Raw genomic sequence first — 25,540 nt, forward strand, 5'->3', positions numbered from 1 at the left:
TGGAGAGTGAATAATGAACAGAGGGAACTGACTGAAGATTGATCAGTTTATCGGCATGCCTGAAGGGAACTTGAGAGAAAGTTAATGCGAATAAAGGCGCTTCTAGGAATAAAAAAGCCGAGAGGAAGAGTTCCTCTCGGCTCATCAAGACTAACTTATTGAATTAAAAATGACACCAGTTGTTGTTTTCATTAATTCCGCCATTTGGCGAGGTATAGCCTAAGCAACCCAGAATAGAGTCATACAGCTCAACGTGCCGGTGAGTCTGTCCCTGTTTTGCCTGCTTTTGTACCTGCTCAAACATTTTGGCATTGTTGCCTGAAGCCAAAAACTTATCCGATGCCCATACCATCAGCGGCACGCGGAACTGCTCTGGCGGAGCCATTTCACGCGGAGTGCCGTGGAAATGCTCATTATCACTGATCGACTCACCGTGATCAGAGGCATAAAACACCAAGGCTTTTTTATCTCGCACCTGATCAATCACGCTTTTAATCATGTTGTCAGTGTACAGAATGCTGTTGTCGTAGGAGTTCATCAACTGCTCTTTGGTGCAAGAGTCATCTACGCCCATGCACTCCGGTTTAAACTTCGCATAGCTACGCGGATAGCGCTGCGTATACAAATAGTGAGAGCCAGACGTGTGCAGTACGACTAAATGCTTACCGTTTGGATGCTTCTGCAATGAATTCTGTAGCTCTTCCACCAGCAGCATATCGTCGACCGGCTTCCCATCATTACGATGTTCTGCGGCGATCAGCTCACGGAATGAGAAGTTATCGGAGTCGGTATTGTTGTAGAACCAAATCTCACTTTGCATCGCAAAAAGCTCAGAACTGAATCCAAGCTGATGTAATACAGAGAAAATATTCTGTTCTTTCAGCGTACGCTGAGCGTTGTTTTCCGTTCCGCCTTCACGTACAAACATGCAGCGCAAGGAAAGTTTGGTTGATGTATCGCAGGACTCACCGCGGAATGCGGCCAGATTAGGCTCTTTTGCCAGCTGCGGCGTAGTATCACGCTCATAGCCCAGAATCCCCATATGATCCCAACGCGCCGTTTCACCGATAATGAACACGACATAGGTATCATCTATCCCTTCAGGCGCGACGTAAGAAAAATGATCCGCTGGATCAAATAAGTCGGCTTCATCCTGTCGCTCATCCAGCGCGGTGTAGCCATATAACCCAAACGCCGCCAGCCAATTTGATGGCAAGTAAGAGTGAGCCACCACGCCGCCATAGCTTGGCATATCAACGTTGTTTTTCTGGTCGATCTCTTTCTGGGCGGTACCCATTAAGTTTAATGGAACCCAGACCACGGCAACGATCAACGCCATCCCAACCAAGGATATGATTCTTTTGCCCGGTGTTTTTAGCTGCTCGAGCAACGTGTTACGCGCTGAACCCAACCAGATGATCGCCAAAGGAATAATGCTGGCGGCAACAAACCACAAAACAAATTTCCAGCCGACAACTTCGGAAAACAGACCCAAATCACCTGGGGAAAATACGGAAATAATGATGCCGTAGCCAATCACAACGTTAAATGCCGTCATGTAATAGCTTGCAGCCACGGATATTAGCGTGATGAGCGTAGCTGTAATTTTGAAGAACCAGCGCCCTCCCAGCGAAAACACTCTCAGGATAAAGAAGGTAAAGAGGAGAACAACCATGACCTCTAAACTTCCCGTTAACCATTTAGAAAAATGGAGCCCCTCTTTGACTTCATCAAAACGGCGTAAAAACACCGGAATATTAAGAAAAATACCAATATAAATCGCTAACAGCAGCGCCTGCATTGGTTGTGATAGCAATTTTATTTTTTGCATTACTTTCTGAAACCTTGTTGCTAACCCTAGAAAACATGAGACACACCGCATTCTAAATCGTTCAGATGCGGGAACGGAATTTACCAAGAAAGTTCTTAATCGGCGAGAGACTATTCAGCAGAAAAATATCGACACCAGCCTAACGGCCTATGGTGACGGACTTAGAGAAGGGATGACATGGGGATCGTCTGAGAAGATGCCCCATGACATGGGGCATCAAATAGAGGGGAAAGCGGGTAAAAATTAACGACGGCTCATCTCTTCTGATTTCGCCATACAGCTTTGCATCGCGTCCATCACGGCCGCACGCAGACCCTTTTGCTCTAACACTTTCACGGCTTCAATCGTGGTTCCCCCTGGAGAACACACCATATCTTTGAGCTCACCGGGGTGTTTACCGGTTTCCAGCACCATTTTGGCTGAGCCCATCACCGCCTGCGCGGCAAACTGATAAGCCTGAGCACGAGGCATTCCACCCAGCACTGCGGCATCAGCCATCGCTTCAATAAACATAAACACATAGGCAGGCGCTGAGCCACTCACGCCCACCACGGAATGGATTAGATATTCAGGAACAATAGCCGCCTTACCAAAACTGCTAAAAATTTCTACAATCAGCGCGCTTTCATCTTCGCTCATTTGCTTATTCGGCGTAATGGACGACATTCCCGCATTCACCAACGCCGGCGTATTCGGCATCACGCGCACCACTTTTTGCCCATCTTTCAGCGCAAATTCTAGCGTTTCTAGCGTGACACCTGCGGCAATGGAAACCACAATCGCGTTTGGCTTGAGCGATTCTCTGATTTCACCCAAAACATTCGCCATCATATTCGGCTTAACACCTACGATCAGAATATCAGCCTGCTTAGCGACTTCATCTGCACTGCTGGCGCCTTGGCTGCCAAACTCTTGGCTAATCGCCTCAACGCTCTGCGCGCTACGGTTATACACCGTGATATTTTCCGGTGAGACCAGTTTACTCGCAACCAGACCACCTAAAATCGCCTTGCCCATATTGCCACAGCCAATAAAACCGATTTTCTTATCCACGATGTTATTCCCCACAGTGCAGCCCTCCACGATAACGCCCGTTGTATCGAACATAATTTACATCTTCAGATGCGATTTCTTAGGCTACCACCAAAACAGTGAGAAAGGCATAACCTCTATCCTGAATCTAAAAAAACAAAAAGGCCTTTCCCATTGATTGGGAAAGGCCTTTTCTATACCGCTTCTGAACTACAGATACTGCACTCAGTATGACGAGTATCGATTATTTATACAGTTCAGCAGTAGCATGCATTTTGTTATTTCCAGAGGTGGAAATAATGCGATATGAAGATGCGCCAGCCTGTTCAGCTTTAGCCGCTACGCGAGCTTCCAAACCATCAAGGTTGGTTGCGCCGCTGACGGATACAACGCCCATTTTCTGCATATCAGAAGTTGGCTGAGAAGAGAGGTCTGCAGCAGTAGCAGCAAATGCGGTTGCAGAGAGTGCGAAAACTACAGCTAAATTTTTGATGATTTTCATAACGTTTACCTTTCTTTAAATTTTGTCGTTTTGAAAGGCGCCCGCCTTCCGATGACTAAAGAATAGATCGGTTAACGAAGAGTTATAATCGGATAGTTTTGAGCCTCTTATTCAATTTTTTTGAATGCAATTTAAGCAACTTTACGTATGAATTTTAATCCGATGAGAGAGAGACAAACGTAATATGCGATTTTTCAGAGAAAAGGCTTTTAAAACAAATAGTAATCTTGTTTTCAAGCTAGCCGACAAAAAAACACATATCCGACATTTCATTACAGACGGCATTTGTCAGGAAATATTCGTCAGCGCCATGCAAAACATCAGTCGAGATGTGCGATCACTTTCGGCAGACACAGCCTAAACCACGGCGTAAAACGTTCAGGCTCGAGCTGCATTTGCTCTAAGATTTCATCCACGGGATGATAAGCAAAAGCATCGGCCTCTTCTGCGTTAAGCTGTGGAACCACGTTGCTATGACCAATAAAAACATGTGCCAGCTCGTGTTCAGTTAGCCCCCCCCCAACGTCAAGGCAGTAACTCAGCTCAAAAGATTCATGCAGCGCACACGCCATTCCCATTTCTTGGTAGAGCCGACGCATCGCCGCTTCTTGAGTATCTTCACCGGGGAGTGGATGGCCGCAGCAGGTATTACTCCACTGGCCTCCGGCATGATATTTTCCCGCGGCTCGGCGCTGGATCAATAGCTCGTGATGATCATTAAAAACGTATACAGAGATGGCGCGATGCAAAAGCCCCTGCTGATGAACGGCGAGCTTTTCCATTCTGCCAATCGGCATATCGTTTTCATCAACCAGAATCACTTCAATCATGGCCTTCCCCTCTCTCATCGTGTTACAACGGACCTCTATTAGCATACCTAATTGCTGCAAACTTTTTTTAATTTAACGCCACATCGTTCGCCCGCTAATCTAGCGCCAAAATATTATGGAGATACGCATATGAGCGGCATTAAAGATATTACTCAACTTCTGGCTTCGATGGAGCCGACACTTAACACTCAAGCTTTCGTTTTTTGTACCAGCCAATCACTCACGCTGGAACAAGCCGCCGCGCTGAACCCGCAGGGGCTCTTTTGGGAAACCGAAGGGATCACGCTGATTTTAACTCGTGAAGATGCCCAAGCGGCTGGCTTCGATACCAGTTCAGACTTCCGTCAAATCACGCTTACGGTCCACTCTAGCCTTGAAGCCGTTGGGTTAACCGCAGCGATTGCGGCAGAGCTTGCTCAGGCGGGTATCAGCGCCAACGTTGTGGCCGCTTATTATCATGACCACATTTTTGTTCCTGCCGCCGATGCACAGCGCGCCCTAGCAGTTTTAACCCAGTTACAGCAGCGCAGTGCGCTAGCTTAAATAGACCAATAAAAAACCCGCAGAGGCGAAACCGCTGCGGGTGAATATCACGCGATAAAATTTTCAGTTCAGTTTTTTACCGATGCTTTTAACGAACCATCAGGATTCGTATTATCCAGCGGATATGGGTTTTTGTGTTGGCGGTTATAGTTCAAGGCATAAAGCGCCGTGATCACCATTAACACCACGAACGACCACATCACTTCCTGCGCACCGGAACCGACAACGGCCCAGATACAGTAGACAAACGCGATGCTGACAATCGCCAAATAAACAGGGCGAGCTTTACCGAAGTGACCGTGGCCTAGCAGCAGCAACGCCGCACAGGTATAAAGGTAAGGTACCAGCGTAAAGATCACGCTCACCGACGAAACCAGACCAAATTCTTTCGCCGCATTAGGCGAAATGCTGCCGAACTGACAAATTGTCATTAATACGCCAACAATCAGCAAACCTGCAACCGGCGTACCCGCCTTGTTAACTTTGGCGAAAATGGGTGGGAACAAGCCATCATCGGCCGCGGCCTTCGCCGTTTGACCGGCCAACAGCGTCCAACCACCTAATGAGCCCAAGCAGCCCGCAGCCGTGCAGAATGAAACCACTGCACCAGCCGTATTGCCTAACGCCATACGCGCCGCATCACCGAAAGGAGAAGCGGAAACACGCAGTGCCGCATTCGGGATCATCCCCATAATGGCGGTGGTGGATAATACGTAGCACACGGCGGCAATCAGCACCCCGCCAATGGTTGCAATCGGAACGTTACGCTTAGGGTTTTTAACCACGCCTGCCGCCACCGAGGCACTTTCCACCCCGATAAATGACCATAGCGTTACGCTCAAGGTGCTTTGGATAGCGCCAAATGTACCCTGACCGCTTACGTTCCACGCAGCCATGTAGGTTTCACTGTGGAACCAAAACCAGCCGAACACCGCAATCCCCACGATAGGTATCAATGCCAATACCGTCGCCACCGCCTGAACACGGGTGATCATCTGTGGCCCAACAATATTGAGCAATACAAAAATCCACAGAACGACAACACAGGTAATGGTCAGCACCATCGGATCTTTCAATATTGGGAAGAAATAGCTGAGGTAGCCAACACCAATCACCACCATCGCGATATTCCCCACCCAGCAGGCTAACCAATACAGCACGTTGGTTTGGTAACCGAGGAATGGGCCAAAAGAACGACGGGCATAAGCATAAGAACCGCCGGGACTGGGATCTAAAGACGACATCTTGGCATACACCATTGAAAGCGCTAATGCGCCAATGATTGTTACCAACCATCCGTAGATTGCAATTCCGCCGGTAGACGCTAAGTTTGCCGGTAATAAAAATACGCCGGAGCCCATAATATTTCCAGATACCATTAAGGTAACGGGAATGAGGCCAACTTTATGAGATTCAGAATCCGAAGACATAATCTAACCTTAAGCTAAATAGAATTTTTGGTAGAAATTATATTACTCTCAGAGTTAAATCATGGCAGTAGCAAACGGCTAACATCGCCATTTCCGGCATATTTTTAGCCAATGACATCTCAGCTAAAATAATATTTATAAAGATAAATAATTAAAAGATTACATAACTTTTCAAACATTATAAATGTATACCAAGCTGTCCCAATATAAATATATTCCTATATATTACCCAAGATGGTTCAAGTTGCATTTCGGCAGCAGTTCGACATTAATCAAGTAAACGATTTAGTAATCACTCTCAGCCAATAAAAAAGTAAACTTAGGCATTAAAAATATATTCAATAATAGTGAGATTCTATGCAATCATTTTATCTCTATGCTGGTGCACGTAGTTTAGCGGTGTTGTCCCGTAGTATTCCTTGAATACGGAGATAAAGTAGGAGGTGCTGCTATAGCCACATAGGGAAGAAACCTGAGAAATATTTTTATTAAAAACAATCAGTTGTTCAACGGCATAGCGCATTCTACAGTCAGTGATAATTTTACTGTAGGTGGTATCCTCATTTTTTAGTTTCTTTTTCAATGAGCTAGGACTTAAGCATAGGCAGCTGGCAACGGACGTTAGGCTCCACTCTTTGTGCATATTGCTTTGAATAATGCTGTAAACATTCGCGCTAAGATTGCTTCTAATTTCACGAATAAGAAACGGTATTAGATTGTTATTATTTAAGAAAATAGATAAAACGGTGAACGAAAGGCAACGGCTACGTTCTCGATCAACTTCACAACCTAAAGTATCTTGCGATAGGCGCACTGCTTCTTGGAAAATATGTGGTGTCTGGCAGCGTTCAATCATATAGCACGGTGTAGAACGCAGATTAGGGGACAGGGCGCTGATATCTTTTTTTAAGAAATGGATATAGTCCTTAATGACATCTTTATTCAAATATAATACTGCCGAGTCATCCAGTTCTGAAAAATCTATTACGTTATTTTTACATGAAATTAGCATCATGTGATTAGCTTTGAATGTAATTTCATTCTCAGAGTTAAAATTAACAGTGACATCTTTGCGTGTTAAAACGACAACGCAACCTTCGTTGTTACTGAGTTTCATGTTAAGACATCCTACAGACGTAAAGAATAAAATGCCGTTATTAAACGAGGCTTATCGACTAAAGTAATAAGGCATAAAAGAAAAAGTAATACATATGATGATTCTACGACCAGACACTAAAATACAGAGCTTTTCTAATTATTCAATATCGTTGGGATAAATACTGCCGTATCATTTTTTTTACGCAGAGTAATCGTACAATTACAGAATAAAAAATAAACATACAGGTATGAAAAAGCGCGGGATATACCCGCGCAAATACTACAAGAGAAACTGCTTTATCTTTTTTTGCTGTGGTGTCTTTGCTTCATCACCAACGAGGATTATTCCGTGCGTACACACATCACGTGATAAACACCGTTGATAATTTCAGTCCCTTCGGTTTCATGTTCAAAACCGGGGAATTCGTGGTCCCAAGCCTGCAGAGCTCGCAGATAACCGATCTGTGGACTCTCTTCACCGCCGAAACTTTCACCGGATAATAGCATTGGGATTCCTGGTGGGTAAGGAATGATGGAGTTGGCTGCAACACGGTTGACCAGACCGTCAATTGCAACCATCTCCACCTTATTCGCCACAATGGCTTGATACGCTGCACGCGGTGTCATCACCGCTTCTGGCAGGCCAGAATAAGCCGTATTCAGTTTAGCTCCTGGGTTATTTTTACGTAGATAGGCAAACATTTTGTCACCCAAATCACGCAAGCCTAGCTTGCCGTAGATTTCAGGCTGCTGCGCAACCAGATCGGGCAATACTGATGATAGCGGGGTATTGGCATCATAATGGCGTTTAAATGAGAGCAGCGTGTTGATAAGCGTGCCCCATTTACCTTTGGTAACGCCCATTGAGAACAGAAACATCACTTGGAAATCGGTAGTACGCGTCGGCACAATGCCATGACGGCTCAGCCATGCGGTTACCAACGCAGCGGGTACGCCCTTCTCTTGCAACTCGCCGTCATCACCCATGCCTGGAGCCAAAATACTGACCTTGATAGGGTCCAGCATGCTCCAGTTTTCAGGCAGATCTTTAAAGCCGTGCCAGTTATCTTCAGGATTCATCACCCAGCAGCTTTGTTCAGTTGCCAGAAGCTGAGCTGGCGCATCTTCAAATGCCATCTGCTTGCCGGTTGCCGGATCGGTAACAATTTCTTGGTTCCACGGTTTGAAGAACCAATCGCCATCCTGAGTAAACTCTTTATATAAACGCGCCATCGCCTGACGGAAGTCTACCGCCTCGTTGATCACTTCCTGCGTCAGAGAAAGACCGCTGTTGCCGTCCATCATTGATACCGCCACATCGTTAGAAGCGCAGATCGCATATAGTGGCGAAGTGGTGGCGTGCATCATGTACGCTTGGTTAAAGCGTGAAAAATCAACGGCACCGCGACCGTCGCGCACATGAATATAAGATGCCTGAGATAACGCATTGAGCAGTTTATGCGTTGAGTGGGTCGCAAACAGCGTTGGGCCTTCATGATTGCCAGGTTCCCCACGCATAGCGTGATGATCGCTATACATTGGGTTAAAGCGAGCATAACCATACCAAGCTTCATCAAAATGAATTCGGTCAGTGGTTTTTTCCAATAAATCCTGCGCATTTTTGGCGTTGTAGCACACACCATCATAAGTACAGTTGGTCACCACGCTATAAGAAGGACGCTGGCCCTGCTTGCTTTTACTCAGCGGGCTGTTGGCGATTTTTTCTTTAATCACTTCCGGCTGCATCTGCTGCGGATAAATTGGCCCGATAATCCCATAACGGTTACGGCTAGGCAGCATATAAACCGGTTTGGCACCGGTTAATATCAGCCCCTGTTCAATGGATTTATGACAGTTGCGGTCAATAACCACCACGTCATCTTCGGTCATACACGCCTGCATAATTGTGCGGTTTGAACCCGAAGTGCCCACCACCACCGAATACGAGTGATCCGCACCAAACACGCGTGCCGCATTCTTTTCGCTTTCACCGAATGCGCCGGTGTGGTCGAGCAAAGAGCCTAGCGAGGTGCGCTCAATCCCCATATCGGTGCGGAACAAGTTTTCACCGTAATAGTCGTGGTAAAAACGACCGGCTGGCGTTTTAGTAAAACCAACGCCGCCCTGATGGCCCGGCGCTGCCCATGAATATTCATGGACGTCGCTATATTTCATCAGCGCGGTCATCAATGGTGGCAGCAGTTGCTGATGATAACGGTTCATGGCAGCAACGGCGCGGCCTGCAATAAAATCAGCGGTGTCTTCAAGGATCCAAGCAAATTCATCGATTTGCTCCATCATCTCGCGGCTAAGTTCCTGAGTGGCTTTCTCTCTGTCACTCAGCAAAAAGACCGGCACATTCTCCTGCCGCTCATGCAGTTTATTAAGCAGTTGTTGAGCCAGCACGTGCTCGGCGGAGTCATCCATTCCACGGCTAAACATCAGACAATCTATCGCTTCATTAGCAGACAAAATGGCATAACCATCGTCAAATGAAGCGGCTTTGATCACCCCAACATTTTGACGGCTCAGCTCATCGGCCAAACGTTCAACGGCGGCACCCACATAGGTGTCTTGATGGAGAAATTCACTTTCAACAATTAATACTTTCATCATGTGTTTATCCTTACAGATAAATAAACATAACGTTTAGTCGCGCTGAGGATATTTAGCTATACCCAAAATAATTCGAGTTGCATTGAGACGGCAAGTGAACGAACCCCGATGAGCTTACTCAAGTAAGTGATTCGGGTGAGCGAACACGGCCAACAAAAATGCAGCTTGAAGTATGAAGGGTATATATTCTCAGAGCACTAAACCGCCATACAAAATAGAATGAGTCTTATTGTTAAACCTTATATAACGCATTAGTGGTTTATCCACTCTTTCCTTGGAATTAGTATTGCCCTTATTTATCAGCGTTGTAAAGTCAGGTGAAAAACACAAGAATTGCGATATAAGTCAATAAAAATCAATGAGATGAGTAAAAATAAAGAGTATAAAAAAACACATTTAGAGATATATTATGCACAACGATTTTATTTTTTTACCTTATAGTGATATTTATTTATTATCTTTGTCGAGGCTAAATTTACATTAAAAAAAATCGCTATCGTTCATCCACAAATCTTTACGATAATAGATATTTAGGTATCTTCATTATTTGTTTTTCTAAGCGAGGCACTTCACAAATAGCACTCACCAACGTCAGTGCAGTTGGCTACCGTGTTATCCTTCAGGACATCGTGTTATCTACATAAGACATCCTATGACGAGCGAACATTTTGCAGGAAAGTATGAGGCTGAGCTGAAATTTCATCTCAACGATCCCGCAGCCTTTCTCGAACGCATCACTTTGGCAGGAGCCGAACCCTTCCACCTCAATAATCGAGAGATCGATTGTTACTATGACCGCCCAACGTCAGAACACTCAGACTCAACGCTGAAAAAGAGCGGCATTAGTATGTGCATTCGGGAAATGCAGCCATCAGGCATTAAGCTATGGATCGTTAAAGGGCCAGACGCGTCTGAATGCGAAGCGATTAATATTGATGATTGTGAAAAAGTCGCCAGCATGGTGGAAAAACTCGGTTTTCAGCCCAGTTTGCGCATGGAAAAAAATCGCAGCATCTATTTCTTAGGCCGTTACCACATCACCTTCGATCATCTTCCTACTCTGGGCTATTTTGCCGAAATCGCCATCATGACCGACGACGAACAGGCGGTGCCAGACCTGCTCAATGATTTACGCCATCAAGCATTGGCATTAGGGCTTGAAGATTCGCAAAGGGAAATGCGTAGCTATCGGGAAATGATGACATGAGGTGTTATCTCATCCTCTCATCGAAGAGAGGATGAGTACATAGGCAACTTAACGGATCACCATCACATTGACTTTAGCATGACGCACAATGCCTGCCGCATTCGAACCCAACAGATAAGTTTTTACGCTTGGACGGTGCGAGCCAACAATGATGAGGTCAGCGCCCATTTCATCAGCCTGCTGCAATGCCTCATCACGCGGGGTACCAAAACGAATGGTGTAAGACATACGCTCAGCGGGCAAATCTACCCCCTGCATGAGCTCTCTAATTCTTTCTTCAGCATAGGTCACCGCTTTGTTTTCAAACTCTTTGATGCCAAAAGAGTATGCGGTAACGAAGGCCTGTGCATCGGGCAAAACATACAAAAAATGCACATCAGCATCTGACATTTTTGCCAAATACTCAACGTGACGCAGGGCGTTTTGAGTCAGAATATCCTCTTCAATATCTACCGGCACCAAAATGCTTTTATACATATTCATGACCTCTCCATGTAGAAAACTTATGAATAGAATAACCTTACCTAATTCACGGTGGAACCAGTTTAGGGTGGAACTGTGAGGCCAAACATGGCCCTTACCCCATAAAAAAAGCCCCGCAAACTTTTGCAGGGCTTTCGTTGGTTCACTTTCTCACGCGTTACAGTGAGCTAGTGAACGTCCTTGAGATCACATCTTGCTGTTGTTCACGCGTCAGCGCGTTAAAGCGCACCGCATAGCCTGATACCCTGATGGTTAAACTCGGATACTTATCTGGATTCTCAATCGCATCCAGCAGCATTTCACGGTTCATAACGTTCACGTTGAGATGCTGTCCGCCTTCAACGTCTTCCTCATGATGGAAATAGCCATCAATCAGACCAACCAGATTATTTTTACGGATAAACTCGTCTTTGCCTAACGCCCCTGGGACGATAGAGAAGGTATAGGAAATACCGTCTTTTGCGTATTTAAACGGCAGTTTCGCCACCGAGGTTAACGACGCTACCGCACCTTTACGATCGCGGCCGTGCATTGGGTTAGCTCCTGGGCCAAATGGCGTGCCTGCACGGCGTCCGTCCGGCGTATTCCCAGTTTTCTGCCCGTAAACCACGTTCGAGGTAATGGTCAGAATAGACTGCGTTGGCTCAGCATCTCGGTAAGTTGGCAGCTTCTGGATCTTCTTCATGAAGCGCTCAACCAAATCACAGGCAATATCATCGACACGATGGTCGTTGTTACCGAACTGCGGATATTCACCGTCGATAGCAAAGTCGATCGCCAACCCGTTTTCGTCACGAATTGGGCGCACTTTGGCATATTTGATAGCGGCGAGTGAGTCGGCGGCAACCGACAGCCCAGCGATACCACACGCCATGGTACGAACCACATCGCGGTCATGCAGCGCCATTAACGCAGCTTCATAGCTGTATTTATCGTGCATGTAGTGGATAACGTTCAACGCAGTGATGTACTGAACAGCCAGCCAATCCATAAACGAATCCAGGCTCGCCATGACTTTGTCGTAGTCCAAGACTTCATCTGTCATGGCCGGCACTTTCGGCCCAACCTGAATTTTCAGTTTTTCATCCACGCCGCCGTTGATGCAATACAGCAAGGTTTTTGCCAAGTTGGCGCGGGCACCAAAGAACTGCATCTGCTTGCCAACCACCATCGGGCTAACACAGCAGGCAATCGCATAATCATCACTGTCAAAGTCAGGACGCATCAAATCATCGTTTTCATACTGTAACGACGAGGTCGCAATAGACAGATTCGCAGCATAAGCTTTGAATGCTTTTGGCAAGCGTTCAGACCACAGGATTGTCAGGTTAGGCTCTGGTGATGGCCCCATGGTTTCCAGCGTGTTTAGATAACGGTAGGAGTTTTTGGTGACCAGCGTTCTGCCGTCTAAGCCCATCCCGCCGATAACTTCGGTTGCCCAGATTGGGTCGCCGGAGAACAACGTATCAAACTCAGGCGTACGTAAGAAACGCACCATGCGGATTTTCATAATGAAATGGTCAATCAGCTGCTGTGCTTCCTGCTCATTGATCACCCCATTTTTCAGATCGCGTTCGATATAAACGTCTAAGAACGTCGAAGTACGACCCAGCGACATCGCGCCGCCGTTCTGCGATTTCACCGCCGCCAAGTAGCCAAAATAGAGCCACTGAATTGCTTCCTGCGCGTTCTGTGCCGGACGAGAAATATCAAACCCGTATTTCGCCGCCATTTCCTGAATTTGCTTCAGCGCACGGCGCTGCTCGGCCAATTCTTCACGCTGGCGAATCACTTGCTCAAGCTGAATGCCTTTCTCCAATTTGCCCTGCAAATCAGCAAACTGTAATTCACGCTCGCGAATCAGATAACGGATACCATACAGAGCCACGCGGCGATAGTCGCCGATGATACGCCCACGGCCATAGCCGTCTGGCAAACCGGTTAAAACACCGGATTTACGGCAGCGCATCATTTCAGGTGAATAAACGTCAAACACGCCTTGGTTGTGTGTTTTACGAATGTCGGTGAAAAGATATTTAAAATTAGGGTCCAGCTTGCGATTGTAGGCTTCAAACGAGCTCTCAATCATATTGATGCCGCCAAACGGGAATAACGCACGTTTCAGCGGTTTCTCAGTTTGTAAGCCAACAATTTTTTCCAGATCTTGATGGATATATCCCGGCGCATGGGCGGTAATGGTTGTAGCAATATCATTATCAAAATCGACCGGTGCGTGAGTAGAGTTTTCAATCCGCACGCCTTCCATTACTTTTTCCCACAGCTTGGTGGTTGCTTCAGTTGCAGTCGAAAGGAAAGACTCATCGCCTTCATAAGGCGTATAGTTATTCTGAATAAAGTCTCTTACATTAATGCTACCTTTCCATTCTGTTCCTGCAAAACCATTCCACGCTTCGGTAAATATATTCTCAGTCACGTCCAGATCGATATTCATTATCAAGCTCCATGTACCATAGGTATCGCCCCTATTTAATTAGGGGCGAAAAGAGTATTTAGGCAGTATTTATTTAGAAAATAATTAAACTACGTTATGCGAATGCAATATGTTCAGCGGAGGAACTCACGCGAATAGCATCCAGCGCAATCATCTTTTCTTCATTGGTTGGGATCACAGCGGCGATAACTTTAGAATCAGGTGCCGTAATCACTTCAGCCTCTCCGGTGCGACGCAGATGATTTTTTGCTTCGTCGAGTTCAAGGCCGAATACCGCAAGATGCTGTAGCGTTAATTGGCGAATCAGCTCAGAGTTCTCACCAATCCCGCCGGTGAAAACAATGGCATCAAGCTTATTCAACGAGGCAGCGTGGCCACCGATATGGCGAGCTAAGCGATGCACAAAGACGTTAATCGCCAGCTGTGCGCCTTCATGCCCTTCTTCATACGCTTTTTGCAACACGCGCAGATCGCTTGAAAGCCCAGAAATACCTAACAGACCAGACTCTTTGTTCACCATGAACATTAAATCTTCTAACGTCTTGCCGGTTTTATCCGCCAGATATGCCAGTGCGCCAAAATCAACGTCACCGCTACGCGTTCCCATGACTAAGCCTTCCAGCGGAGTCATGCCCATAGACGTATCAACGCTTTGGCCATTTTGTACCGCACAGACCGATGCGCCGTTACCTAAGTGAGCGACAATAATCCCAGAGTTTTTTTCAGCTAAACCTAATTGCTCAATCGCCTGCTGTGCGACATAGCGATGAGAGGTTCCGTGGAAGCCATATCTTCTCACGCCATATTGTTTGAAATATTGCTGTGGAAGCGCATAGGTATAGGCTTCAGGTTTTAGAGTCTGGTGAAACGCGGTATCAAAAACAGCTACATGCGGTAATTCAGGGAATATATGGCGCGCAGCCATAATGCCCTCAAGGTTGGCATAATTATGTAAAGGTGCCAGAGATGAAACATTAGTAATTTCTTGCAATACTTCATCATTAATTAACGTCGCATCGCTAAATGCTTCTCCACCGTGGGCAATACGATGACCTACACACGAAATAGCGTCGCTGAGTTTTCTTTTTTCTAATTCTCTAACAATTGAATTCAATGCATCTTCATAACTACCGGTTTTTAAATTAATACTGATAGTTTTATCAATGGTCATTGAGGTATTTTCAATACCGACGTTATCAACAATGCCGGACATCATCACATCGCAGTTATTTCCTTGCATAACAGAGAATTTAATTGATGAAGATCCACAATTAATAACTAGCACTACAGATTTTGAAGACATAGATATACCTCACAGCTAACTCCCCAGAGAGGAGTTAGCTGTTATTCTTTAAAATTTAGATTAAATAAGTTTGTAGAAAATATTCAGAATAGTCAGCAGGCCAACGATGGTAACAAAGTAGTTTTCTGGCTTGCCTTTATATTTCGCCAACGCTGGCACTTTGCGAACCGCATACATCGGCAGCAGACACAGCAGGGAGGCAATGATTGGTGCGCCCATGGCTTCAATCAGGTCCAGAATGTTCGGGTTAACATAAGCCACTACCCAAGTAGAGCCCATGATGAAGAACATGCTGATCAGGTTCAGTTTGCCAGTTGAATACTTCTTCTTGTCGCCTTTACAAGCGAACTTAACAATCAGGCCATTCATCCCTTCCAGCGTTCCCAGATAGTGACCGAAGAACGATTTGAAGATAGCGACCAGAGCAATCAGTGACGCACCATATTCCAGTACGGTTGAGAAGGTAGACTTACCGCCAGCCATGCTTGAGAAGTGGTTTGCCAAATAAGAAAGAACCGGAATGTTTTGCGCTTTAGCGTCGGCCATCATCGCTGGAGATAGCGTAAACAGGCAGCTGAAGGCAAAGAACATCACCACGGCAACCATCAGCATACTCGCACGAGAGATGATTTTAGAGCAGCGGTCTTCGGTGAACTGCTTGCCAAACTCAGGCTCGTATTCTTCACGTTTTGATTCGACGAAAGAGGAAACGATAGGCGAGAAGTTAAAGGAGAACACCATGATGGCAATACCCAGCCACACGTTAACCAGAATGCCGTCGTGACCAAGCAGAGAGATGCTGCTGGTGCTAACTTGTTCAAATACAGACGCGTTCCAGTAAGGGATCAGCGACAGGGAAATCAGAACCAAGCTGGCGATGAATGGGAACACCAGGAAGCTCATTACCTTCACCATCAAATTCTTTCCGAAGAAGATGATGAAAGCCATGGCCATTAACAGAACCAGAGCGACGAGGCCACGGTTCAACGGCATTAACTGCAGCTGGTTTTCCCAGAATGTCATGAAGGTGTTGGTGATGGTGACACCATAAATCCATAACAGAGGGCAAATCGCGAAGAAGTACAGGAAGGTAATAATGACCCCGCCTGTTTTACCAAAGTGCTCTTCAACCGTGTCGGTAATGTTGCCTGTAATATTGCTACCAGACAGGCACAGGCGCGCTAATGCGCGGTGACATAAAAAGGCAATTGGGTAGGCCAGCACAAGCATGATCAGGATAGGGATCAAACCGCCAAAGCCTGCACGGATAGGGAAGAACAGAACCCCTGCGCCGATGGCGGTGCCAAATAATCCAAGAGTCCATGTGGTGTCCGATTTCCGCCACATAGTTCCCTGATTCGAATAGGTAACGCTGTCTGTCGTCATACTGTAATTCCTCACGGATTTGCCCTTTTTTGAGGCTACATCACTGTAACCTCAGCTAGGGTCTATACCCTGTCGGGTGTTTGCATAATTATTAGTGAACGTGATTCAGTCCCGTTATCTCTGATATTCTGGATAAATCAATATTCCCACCGGAAATAAGGCTAACGGTCTTTTTATTTTCGATATAGCCCTTGAGCTTACCGCTTAATATGGCCGCAGATGCCAATGCTCCAGCGCCTTCAGTCACGATCTTGTTTCGTTGGATAAGATCAATCATGCCGCGCTTAATTTCTTCTTCAGTGACTACCACAATGTCGGTTACCAGCTCTTTGACAATCTCATATGTCAGTTTACCTGGCGTCGACACGTCGCAACCGTCCGCAATTGTACCTGTTGTGCGGTGAGATAAAAATTGTCCTTCATGGAAAGATTTAGCCATTCCGTGAACGTTGACCGCTTGAACACCTATGATATTGATTGTTGGGTTAATTGATTTTAGTGCGATGGCGATACCGGAAATTAATCCCCCACCACCGATAGGGACAATAACGTTATCCACGTCATACAGATCTTCAAGGATTTCTAAACCGATAGTCCCTTGACCTGCAATCACTTTTTCATCGTCGTAAGGAGGAATAAAGATTCTATTTTCCAACTCAATTAATTCATGTGCTTTTGAGATGGTGTCGTTAAAGCTATTTCCGTGCAGAATAACTTCAGCAGAATAATCTGCCGTTGCGGCAACTTTAGAGCTTGGCGCAGTACAAGGCATAACAACTTTGCTGTCAATTCCCAGCATGGCACAAGACAGGGAAACGCCCTGCGCGTGGTTACCCGCGGAACAGGCAATCACGCCCTGCTCGCGTTCTTCTCTGGATAATGAAGCTAACTTATTAAAAGCACCGCGAATTTTAAAAGAACCGGTGCGTTGCATATTCTCAAATTTTAGATGGATGGTGCCGTTACAACGTTCACTGAGGTAGTTAGACTTAGGCATGCCTGTTTTATAGACGTGACCTTTTATCCTTTGTTGAGCCTCAATTATGTCGTTAAGCGTCACAGGTAGATTATTATATATCTTCATTTTCTCATCCCACAGATTATTTGACGCCTGCAGTATGATGAAATATTTCAGACTTGAATGTGATTGGCGTCGCGATAATTTAATTCATTATTTATTTTCTGATTTTCAAATTATGAAAAGTATTTCCATTTTAATTATTATATGAAGATTTAAAGAAAAAAATATTTTTGTATTCTTACAAATATAATTTAAGTGATATTAATGGATTGTTACTAATGTTGCAGATGCGTAGTTCGACACCCGATTATCAAGATGATAATAGGTAGATTAATTGTTAAGTTTCTAAATAAAGATTTAATTTTCACCCTTTAATAAATCACTTAGCATATTAATTAGCGATAGATGCCATTCTATCAACAAGTAAGGTTTATTTAATATGTGATCAAGATCGTTCTCTTTTATTTATATCTGTGTCTATAAATATAAAAGAACTGCCTTGGTTTTTCGGTACCCAAAAATGCAAATAGTTAATATAACGCTAGATATAATAAGCTCGATCACGGATATCCACTTTCCGTTTGAAATCTGCTCATATAACGAGCAACTTTACTTAAGAACAAAGCACAATCAGCGCTATGTCATCGCGCATGCCTATGATTTACCGGCCAATCTGACATGTCCAGTCTTTGATAATCACTGGGATCTCAAACATGACTACAAATTTGAGATCAAAACGACCAATGATTTACGAGATGCGTTGCTTATCGGCAACGTGATGGGGTGGTGGTCAGGCAATGAAATCCAGCTACTGCGGCAGCTCATTAGTGCAATGGGCCATTCACTGGTTATTGTAGATTAGATTTCTTTATTTTTTATAATGTTAGGTATTATTTTGCTATTTATTCATCAGTGAAACGCCAAAGGAAATCAACGGCTTCCTCTGCATAATCAATCCCAATACGCTTACTGGCGATGATTTTTTCCACCTGTTTTTTATGTGCATCAATCTGTTCACAAATATAAAGCCGATCGCCCAAAAGGGGCTCGTAATCAAACGTCCTATCAACGGCAATAGCACGGCAAAGCTTACCTGGGCCGTTAGATAAGTTTTTCAGCTGTGGTTTTGTTAGCTCAGCTAAAGGCTTGGCATAGCGGTTTCGCGCAGCTAACTCGATGCCTTGGACAATTTCGATACCCCGAATTAAAACCGCCGTTGCATCGTCAGCTTGCCCCGTTACGACGTTAAGGCAGTTATGCATGCCGTAGATAAAGTAAACGTGAGCTATGCCGCCAGCCTGAAAAAGCGGCTCATTTCTGACAGTTCGCTTGCCCCCATAGGCGTGGCTCGCTTTATCTATCGCGCTGTCATAGGCCTCCACTTCATTTATCCGCCCAATAATCTGCCCTTCTTCCTGCTCACGAACCAAATAACAGCCGATTAGCTGTTGGGCTACCGCAAGAGGCGCTTGAGAGTAAAAATCCAGCCCTAGCTTCTTCATATCTTTTACCTGCTTTAGGGTATATGCCAATAATGTATATGAAACTATTGAATAAATAGACTATGGAGCAAGCTATTTAGTGGTAAATTATGTGGTTCACTCCTTTTTTAAACGACCTAATACCGAAATATAAAAACACGGCTGACAAATCATTTTCCTACCCACTCTCTATTTTTCCTCATCTTTGCCGATAACCTTTATAACGCATTCACTTCGTGTTGTGGCCAGCATTGTTTATTACCAACACCTGCCGATTAACAATTGAGGTTTAGATGGATAGTTTTCAGAAAGATATCGATGAAAGGGCTAACCTAGCCTTATCCAACAAGTTCGAACTGTTACTGTTTCGGTTAGGAGCAAGCCAACACGACAGCAAATCAGAGCTTTACGGGATCAACGTTTTCAAGCTGCGCGAAATTGTGCCCATGCAAAAAATCAATCGTGCGGCGGGTATGGTTTCGCCGCTATTGGGGGTGGTGAATATCCGCGATCAGATTATGCCGGTTATCGACCTCCCAGCTGCGCTTGGCTGCACGCCTCAAACGGGCCTCAATCTACTTCTGATCACCGAGTATGCACGTAGCACGCAGGCTTTTGCCGTTGAGGCCGTCGATAATATTATTCGCCTAGATTGGAGCCAGGTTCATACCGCTGAAGCCGGTGTCAGCAGCCGTAATATCACCAGCATTGCCAGTATGGAAGATGAAAATGGCAATAAAGATCTGGCGCTGGTGCTCGATGTTGAGCAAATTCTTTACGACATTATCCCCTCTGGTCGTAACGTCGATGTGGCGGCGATTAAAGAGAAAAGCTTTGCCTTAAAACCCGGAGCCATTGCGATTGTGGCTGAAGATTCGAAGGTCGCCCGTTCGATGCTTGAACAAGGTCTAAAAGGCATGGGAATTCCTACGCAGATGCATACCACTGGCCTAGAAGCTTGGGAGAATATTCAGTCTATTGCCGCCGAAGCCAAAGCCGCCGGCCAATCAATCACTGACAGAATTGGGTTGGTATTAACAGATATCGAAATGCCTGAAATGGATGGCTTCACTCTGACGCGGAATATAAAAAACGAAGCCACGTTGAAACAGATCCCCGTGGTTATCCACTCATCGCTATCAGGCAGCGCAAACGAAGACCATGTACGTAAAGTTGGGGCTAATGGCTACGTTGCAAAATTCGATGTGGCTGAGCTTTCAGAAGTGATTCACAAAGCATTGGCTGATGTTGCGGGGAGTTAATCAGCTTGCAGCCAAACTCAATATGGGCAGCGCGGTTCGCGCCGCCCATAGATAAACCTAAACTAGATCTTCAAGGCTTTCTGGATAGCATCGGCTAAAGATTCGATATGTTTCTCTGCCGCTTGGAGTTGGTGGCTAACGCTGTTTCCATCATTGCTATCCGCCAAAGTGACTTTAATCAGCTCAAGCGCTGCGTTAACTGCGATAGTGCGCTGTTTCTGCTCACTTGAAACATGATCTGGGAAATAATTCTCTAACATAAACCGTCCTTATTTATTATCCAATAAATCATTAAACTCCTTTCACTTATTTTCTGCCGTTAGCTCTCTCGACAAAAAATAGTTCAAGAAGGTACGAATAACCGCAATAATCGCTAACTTCAGTAATTCATCGAGACTAGGGTTTATTGTCGTCGCCAGAATATCCGCGGCTAATTGAAACTCTAGCGCCAAGGCTAACCAGCTACCAAAGCGCGTTCTCATAATGTGGAAAATTGACTGGTTATTAAAATTAGGAATAACCGTCCACAGCGTTCTCACCAGCCCAATAAATACACATAAAACAGAGATAAGCTCTAAAAATGTCTGCAAGGTTTCAGACAAATAAATGATAATCTCTTTTATATGCTCCATTATTTTTAACCTTAATCCACAACAGCTGCTAAAAATTCAAAGGGTTTGGCTGGCTCAAAAGCGTGGGAAACTTCACCATTAAAATCAGCCATTTGGTTTACACCCAACGATAATTTTCGCACCGGTGACTCAGCAGAAAGATCGGCTTGTTTCAAATCAACCCAAAACGTACTCATCCCAACGGCGGACTCAAAATAGTAGAGCTTATTTTTTTGATCGGAAATTGTACGCCAGCGGGTTGAGGAAATATTCGGCTCTGCCTGTGAGGTGATACCAAAGGGCACCGACACTGAACGCATAACGCTCACTACGCTAGAAAGGGCTAGACGTGCTTCGTGATACTTAGGAATTGCATTAATGTAATATTTGGCACGGACGAAGCGATCTGCCGCACGATTGGTGCCAGGCAGCATAATATTACCGCCAATCCCTTCCCAATATTTATCAATTGCCAGTTGCTGATCGTAGGTCGGTGAGTTAGTGAGTATTTGATATTCAGGGCTATGGTGGATAACCAGTTTCCCATCGATATATTCAAAAATAGCACTATCACCGCTGGCATCAGACAACGCTAAATGAATGGTCGCTAAGCGCGGTTGGCCGGGAACATCGCCCGTGACCACCACAAATGGCTCAGACTGTAATTCTTTCACCGCTTCATCTACCGTGGCGAAATTATCCAACGCATACTGAGCCCATGCGGCCAGCGAAAGACTCGGCTTATCTTTAGAAGGTTTAGGATACTGCGACTCTGCCAGCCACAGCATATTGGCAACCAGCCCTTTTTCATTCATGCCATCGGTCGTAGCAATGTTGTAGGCCGCCGTCGTCACGCTGCCATACTTTGATACCCATTCCACAGAATGAGCGCCAGCATTGCCGTTACGCGCCATTCCACGCGGGAAGATCCACATATCGGAATGCAAATCTTCTTTCCAATCCATTGTGCGGCCAGTCATAACTAGCTTATCTTCACCCTGATATACCGCGCGGGTGCATGCTAAAGCGAGCTGGGGTGAAAATAACATCCCAACCGAACAAATGAGCAACGACGCTGCTGAAAGCAAAATATTTAAATGCATTGGCTATCACCTGGTTATTTTTTACCAGTGTAAGTAGTGATGGATAATTAAGCAAAAGATGCCCTGCATAAAACGTATTTTGTTTGGATAGTATTTATATTTCAGGAGTGGAGATTAGAGAGCGGGAAATAGCTTCCCGCCTGCGGATTTAATAGAGAGTAAATGACTAGAATAAATCTTGAAACGATCCCAACTTGAATCCCCGCTCCGCAATCGCTTTTTTTAGCGATTCAGATGTCAACACATCCAGCTCGGCCAAGCGCGGGTAGCAATATTTGCTGGTCAGCAGAGTGTTATCAATAAATGCAGGATGACACATAATCTCCAAAGAGCTATCGCCACGTTCTATGGCGCTATCTAGCGAACTCAGGAACAGCGCTTCGGTAATAGACTCACCATAAAAGCGACTGTCGAAGCCCTGTGTACTTTGTGCGCCGTGCAATTCCAGTTCGCTTTTGCGAACTTCATCACGGTCGATGCGCAAACCCACGCCCTTTTCTTTCGCAAAAGCCGCCACTATAGGAAAAATCTGCGGGAACATATGCACGTGGTGATGGCTATCGATATGAGTCGGCAGCCTGCCAAAAACGTCAATAAAGCGTTCGAATTGGCACTTTAGCTCTTGTTCAATTTCATCTAACGGCAGAGTTCCCTGTTCTGCCATTTCCCAGATCCATTTGCCCAATTCTCCATTGCGCGCCAAATTTAGCATCGGCGACAGCGGGCGTCCTAGCGTCAACGCAAAGTGCATTCCAACCGCTAGCCCAGGATTTTCAGCGCTCAGAGCAGCTGCATGCTCGACGCCTGCTGAGTTAACCAGTGCCGTGGTAGACGTCACTACGCCGTTTTTGAACGCCTCAATAATGCCGTAGTTTTGCGCTTTGCAAAGCCCAAAATCATCAGCGTTCACTATCAGTAATTTTTCCATAATCCCCTCAGAGAAACGCCTTCCCTTTACAGGGAAGGCGGTGGGTTATTTTAGTGCCGCGATAGTTTTTGCAAAGTTAGGCAGTAACGCTTCATGTGCCAACAGCATTTCACGTGCTAGAACCTCTGCATCTTTATCAGAATGAATCAGCGGGCTCAGGTTCATCGCCAACAGCACATCATTCAGTTCACCACTTATTGCGGCAGCACTGGCGGCAATTTCAAAGCCTTTGATGGTGTGAATCAACCCTAACACTTTGTCATCAAAGTGCGTCAAACGTGGATGCGGCGTGGCGCCATCGCGTCCAATGGTACAGGTCATTTCAACGGTCCAATCTGCCGGAATATTATCAATATGGCCATTGTGCGGGAAGTTAACGTATTGCTCAGTCTGCTTATCGTTGTAAATCGCGCTGATCACTTCGCACGCTGCATCGGAGTAATAAGCCCCACCGCGCAGCTCCAGCTCTTTTGGTTTTACATTCAGTTCAGGATTTTTATACAGATCAAAAAGCTGCTTCTCGACTTTTTGCACCACGCTTGCACGCGCGCCGCCTTTGTAGAATTCGCCCATTTCGATCGCTAGCATTTCTTTCTGCTTGAAGTAGTACAGCAGATAAGAACACGGCAGCAGCTTAAGGGAACGGATCAGACCTTCGCTAAACGGCAAATCGAAGATATTTTTTACCGAACCGGCGGTTAACGTACCGGAGGCTACGCCGTCAAGCAGCTCTTCAAAGCGGGATTCTCCGTTAACGATGACGTCTTTGATAAAGACCATATGGTTCAGGCCAAAGAGGTCAATCGACAAATCATCCTCTGGTGTCAGTTTCAGCACATCCTGAATGAACATTTTCATGCCAACGGGGATGTTACAGACACCAATGAATTTCTTGAATTTGGTATGGCGGAATACGGCTTCTGTGACCATACCCGCTGGGTTAGTAAAGTTAATCACCCACGCGTTCGGGCATATTTCTTCCACATCTTTAATGATGTCAAAAATAACCGGGATCGTACGCAGCCCTTTGAATAGACCGCCTGCACCGTTGGTTTCTTGGCCGAGATAGCCGTGGCTCAGTGGAACTCGCTCATCCAACTCACGTGCTTTAAGCTGGCCAACACGCAATTGCGTGGTAACAAAATCGGCATCTACCAATGCTTCACGGCGATCCAGCGTTTTATGCATAACAATCGGCACGCCTGCGCGCTCGACCATACGCTGGCAGAGGTCAAAAATAATATCCTGTTTCTCTTTACCGGCCTCAACGTCAACCAACCATAATTCGGTAATCGGCAATTCATTGTAACGTTTAATAAAACCTTCAAGTAATTCTGGGGTATAACTACTTCCGCCACCGATAGTAACGACTTTCAGTTTTTTACTCATAGGAGCTCCCGTACAATATCATTGCACTTCATATTAAATTAAGTGAGATATACCCATCACACATCAAATCACAGGTGCGCGTTTAAAAAACCAAAGTTTTTTCTGTCATTATCGTTATTAGGGTATATGTGAATGATTGAAGGCTGCCTTATAAGGAGCAGTCCACATTAATTCACACATAGTTTAGTTAATACTGCATAATTTCTTTCTATAGTTCTTCGGCGTAAACGATGTCAGCTTTTTAAAGTTTTTAATAAACATGCTCGGGCTGCTATAGCCGGAATCAAATGCAATATCCGCAACCGAGTAATTGGTTATTTCCAGCTGTTTCTTAGCAAAATCAATGCGTATCTCATTAATGATCTGCATTGGCGTTTTTCCATAGTGGCGCTGAGTGGCTCGAGTCAGATACTCCTGCGACTTTCCGGATAGCTCCACCATATTGGCTAAGGCCTTGTCACCAAACATCACCTTGTCATGCATTTTTTCTACCGCGTTCTTAAGCCAATCTGGCACGTCGGCGATAACTTCGGTTTCTCTATGATGACGTAAACGGTTTACGATATAGAACGTAACCACTTCAAGAAACTCATTAAATTCGCCGTTCCTAAAATTAAGAGAAGAAATAACGGACTCTATATACGTTAGGAACTCAGTTTTTATCTGATAAACCTGTGATGCCACAAATCGATTAGGCAACAAAAATAAATAATGCTGCTCGAAAAACGCTTTGCTAATTCCGACGTTTAATATTCTCGTCGCACCGAACTCATAAAAACTTTGGTGGTTCGACCCTAATGGGATAAAGACAAAGTCACCACGTTCTAACAACACCTTTTTCCCATTGATATTTTGGTAATATCGTCCGGTCAGCACCACCGTAAACTCGTAGTAATCGTGCTCATGCAGCCCTGAAATGCTTTCTACTTTGTTGTAGATAAACATGTGAAAATTCTGACCGTCGAAGAGCTGATTTTCACGTGCAGTCTTAATTTCCATGCTCAGTACCGATGGCTGCATAATAATTCTCTA

The 25,540-nt window shown here is 45.3% G+C and carries 23 protein-coding genes; 4 read left to right on the forward strand and 19 right to left on the reverse strand.

Annotated elements, in window-relative coordinates:
• Positions 1–163 precede the first annotated feature (163 nt).
• From eptB to idi, 4 genes are all read right to left on the reverse strand, one after another.
• Positions 164–1,831, reverse strand: coding sequence for a kdo(2)-lipid A phosphoethanolamine 7''-transferase (gene eptB, locus RSC70_RS05095; RefSeq protein WP_282807563.1), 1,668 nt, complete (start codon positions 1,829–1,831; stop codon positions 164–166).
• A 243-nt stretch (positions 1,832–2,074) separates the two neighbouring features.
• A complete protein-coding gene (gene proC, locus RSC70_RS05100) occupies positions 2,075–2,938 on the reverse strand; it encodes a pyrroline-5-carboxylate reductase (RefSeq protein ID WP_332520894.1) in 864 nt (287 codons plus the stop codon).
• A 169-nt stretch (positions 2,939–3,107) separates the two neighbouring features.
• A complete protein-coding gene (bhsA, locus tag RSC70_RS05105) occupies positions 3,108–3,365 on the reverse strand; it encodes a multiple stress resistance protein BhsA (protein WP_025799557.1) in 258 nt (85 codons plus the stop codon).
• A gap of 320 nt (positions 3,366–3,685) precedes the next feature.
• Positions 3,686–4,195 carry an isopentenyl-diphosphate Delta-isomerase gene (idi, locus tag RSC70_RS05110; RefSeq protein ID WP_130998342.1) on the reverse strand — a complete coding sequence of 170 codons (510 nt, stop codon included), beginning with the start codon at positions 4,193–4,195 and terminating at the stop codon, positions 3,686–3,688.
• Between the two features lie 129 nt (positions 4,196–4,324).
• Here idi and RSC70_RS05115 point away from each other — a divergent pair, with 129 nt between their 5' ends.
• Positions 4,325–4,738, forward strand: coding sequence for an ACT domain-containing protein (locus RSC70_RS05115; RefSeq protein WP_063586180.1), 414 nt, complete (start codon positions 4,325–4,327; stop codon positions 4,736–4,738).
• A gap of 68 nt (positions 4,739–4,806) precedes the next feature.
• On the opposite strand, the gene adiC is transcribed toward RSC70_RS05115, so the two are convergent.
• The 3 genes from adiC to adiA form a co-directional block, all read right to left on the reverse strand.
• A complete protein-coding gene (gene adiC, locus RSC70_RS05120; protein ID WP_332541893.1) occupies positions 4,807–6,168 on the reverse strand; it encodes an arginine/agmatine antiporter in 1,362 nt (453 codons plus the stop codon).
• Between the two features lie 355 nt (positions 6,169–6,523).
• On the reverse strand, positions 6,524–7,285 hold the full coding sequence (locus RSC70_RS05125) for an AraC family transcriptional regulator (RefSeq protein WP_040044421.1): 762 nt from the start codon (positions 7,283–7,285) through the stop codon (positions 6,524–6,526).
• Between the two features lie 323 nt (positions 7,286–7,608).
• Positions 7,609–9,879 carry an arginine decarboxylase gene (adiA, locus tag RSC70_RS05130; protein ID WP_332541912.1) on the reverse strand — a complete coding sequence of 757 codons (2,271 nt, stop codon included), beginning with the start codon at positions 9,877–9,879 and terminating at the stop codon, positions 7,609–7,611.
• 655 nt (positions 9,880–10,534) lie between these two features.
• On the opposite strand from adiA, the gene RSC70_RS05135 reads away from it, so the two are divergent.
• Positions 10,535–11,089 carry a class IV adenylate cyclase gene (locus tag RSC70_RS05135; RefSeq protein ID WP_282807562.1) on the forward strand — a complete coding sequence of 185 codons (555 nt, stop codon included), beginning with the start codon at positions 10,535–10,537 and terminating at the stop codon, positions 11,087–11,089.
• Between the two features lie 48 nt (positions 11,090–11,137).
• Here the strand turns inward: RSC70_RS05135 and RSC70_RS05140 are convergent, their stop codons facing one another.
• From RSC70_RS05140 to tdcB, 5 genes are all read right to left on the reverse strand, one after another.
• Entirely contained in the window at positions 11,138–11,566 is a 429-nt protein-coding gene (locus RSC70_RS05140) for a universal stress protein (RefSeq protein ID WP_040044473.1), read from the reverse strand.
• Positions 11,567–11,729: 163 nt separating this feature from the next.
• Positions 11,730–14,024, reverse strand: coding sequence for a formate C-acetyltransferase (gene pflB, locus RSC70_RS05145; protein WP_040044418.1), 2,295 nt, complete (start codon positions 14,022–14,024; stop codon positions 11,730–11,732).
• 94 nt (positions 14,025–14,118) lie between these two features.
• A complete protein-coding gene (gene tdcD, locus RSC70_RS05150; protein WP_282807561.1) occupies positions 14,119–15,327 on the reverse strand; it encodes a propionate kinase in 1,209 nt (402 codons plus the stop codon).
• Between the two features lie 60 nt (positions 15,328–15,387).
• Positions 15,388–16,713 (reverse strand): threonine/serine transporter TdcC, encoded by a 1,326-nt coding sequence (gene tdcC / locus RSC70_RS05155; RefSeq protein WP_040044416.1) that lies wholly within the window; start codon positions 16,711–16,713, stop codon positions 15,388–15,390.
• Between the two features lie 91 nt (positions 16,714–16,804).
• Positions 16,805–17,797, reverse strand: coding sequence for a bifunctional threonine ammonia-lyase/L-serine ammonia-lyase TdcB (gene tdcB / locus RSC70_RS05160; protein WP_040044415.1), 993 nt, complete (start codon positions 17,795–17,797; stop codon positions 16,805–16,807).
• A 457-nt stretch (positions 17,798–18,254) separates the two neighbouring features.
• Here tdcB and RSC70_RS05165 point away from each other — a divergent pair, with 457 nt between their 5' ends.
• Positions 18,255–18,596: a hypothetical protein gene (locus RSC70_RS05165; protein ID WP_332541895.1), complete on the forward strand. Its 342-nt coding sequence runs from the start codon at positions 18,255–18,257 to the stop codon at positions 18,594–18,596.
• A 40-nt stretch (positions 18,597–18,636) separates the two neighbouring features.
• Here RSC70_RS05165 and RSC70_RS05170 read toward each other — a convergent pair whose 3' ends face one another.
• Positions 18,637–19,236 (reverse strand): DNA-3-methyladenine glycosylase, encoded by a 600-nt coding sequence (locus RSC70_RS05170; protein WP_332541896.1) that lies wholly within the window; start codon positions 19,234–19,236, stop codon positions 18,637–18,639.
• A 272-nt stretch (positions 19,237–19,508) separates the two neighbouring features.
• Here RSC70_RS05170 and RSC70_RS05175 point away from each other — a divergent pair, with 272 nt between their 5' ends.
• On the forward strand, positions 19,509–20,477 hold the full coding sequence (locus tag RSC70_RS05175) for a chemotaxis protein (RefSeq protein WP_025799585.1): 969 nt from the start codon (positions 19,509–19,511) through the stop codon (positions 20,475–20,477).
• Positions 20,478–20,539: 62 nt separating this feature from the next.
• Here the strand turns inward: RSC70_RS05175 and RSC70_RS05180 are convergent, their stop codons facing one another.
• The 6 genes from RSC70_RS05180 to chbR form a co-directional block, all read right to left on the reverse strand.
• A complete protein-coding gene (locus tag RSC70_RS05180) occupies positions 20,540–20,737 on the reverse strand; it encodes a hypothetical protein (RefSeq protein ID WP_025799586.1) in 198 nt (65 codons plus the stop codon).
• A gap of 42 nt (positions 20,738–20,779) precedes the next feature.
• Positions 20,780–21,109 (reverse strand): DUF1622 domain-containing protein, encoded by a 330-nt coding sequence (locus RSC70_RS05185; RefSeq protein WP_038502556.1) that lies wholly within the window; start codon positions 21,107–21,109, stop codon positions 20,780–20,782.
• 11 nt (positions 21,110–21,120) lie between these two features.
• Positions 21,121–22,191, reverse strand: coding sequence for a linear amide C-N hydrolase (locus RSC70_RS05190; RefSeq protein WP_418910022.1), 1,071 nt, complete (start codon positions 22,189–22,191; stop codon positions 21,121–21,123).
• 166 nt (positions 22,192–22,357) lie between these two features.
• Complete coding sequence (chbG, locus tag RSC70_RS05195) at positions 22,358–23,119, reverse strand: chitin disaccharide deacetylase (RefSeq protein ID WP_332541897.1); 762 nt, start codon at positions 23,117–23,119, stop codon at positions 22,358–22,360.
• A 45-nt stretch (positions 23,120–23,164) separates the two neighbouring features.
• The gene (locus RSC70_RS05200; RefSeq protein ID WP_332541899.1) at positions 23,165–24,508 is read right to left on the reverse strand and encodes a 6-phospho-beta-glucosidase; all 1,344 of its coding nucleotides are present in this window, start codon (positions 24,506–24,508) and stop codon (positions 23,165–23,167) included.
• A gap of 183 nt (positions 24,509–24,691) precedes the next feature.
• Positions 24,692–25,528: a transcriptional regulator ChbR gene (chbR, locus tag RSC70_RS05205; RefSeq protein ID WP_025799591.1), complete on the reverse strand. Its 837-nt coding sequence runs from the start codon at positions 25,526–25,528 to the stop codon at positions 24,692–24,694.
• Between the last annotated feature and the right edge of the window lie 12 nt (positions 25,529–25,540).

It is taken from the genome of Hafnia sp., assembly GCF_036648275.1.
Classification (GTDB): Bacteria; Pseudomonadota; Gammaproteobacteria; order Enterobacterales; family Enterobacteriaceae; genus Hafnia; species Hafnia alvei.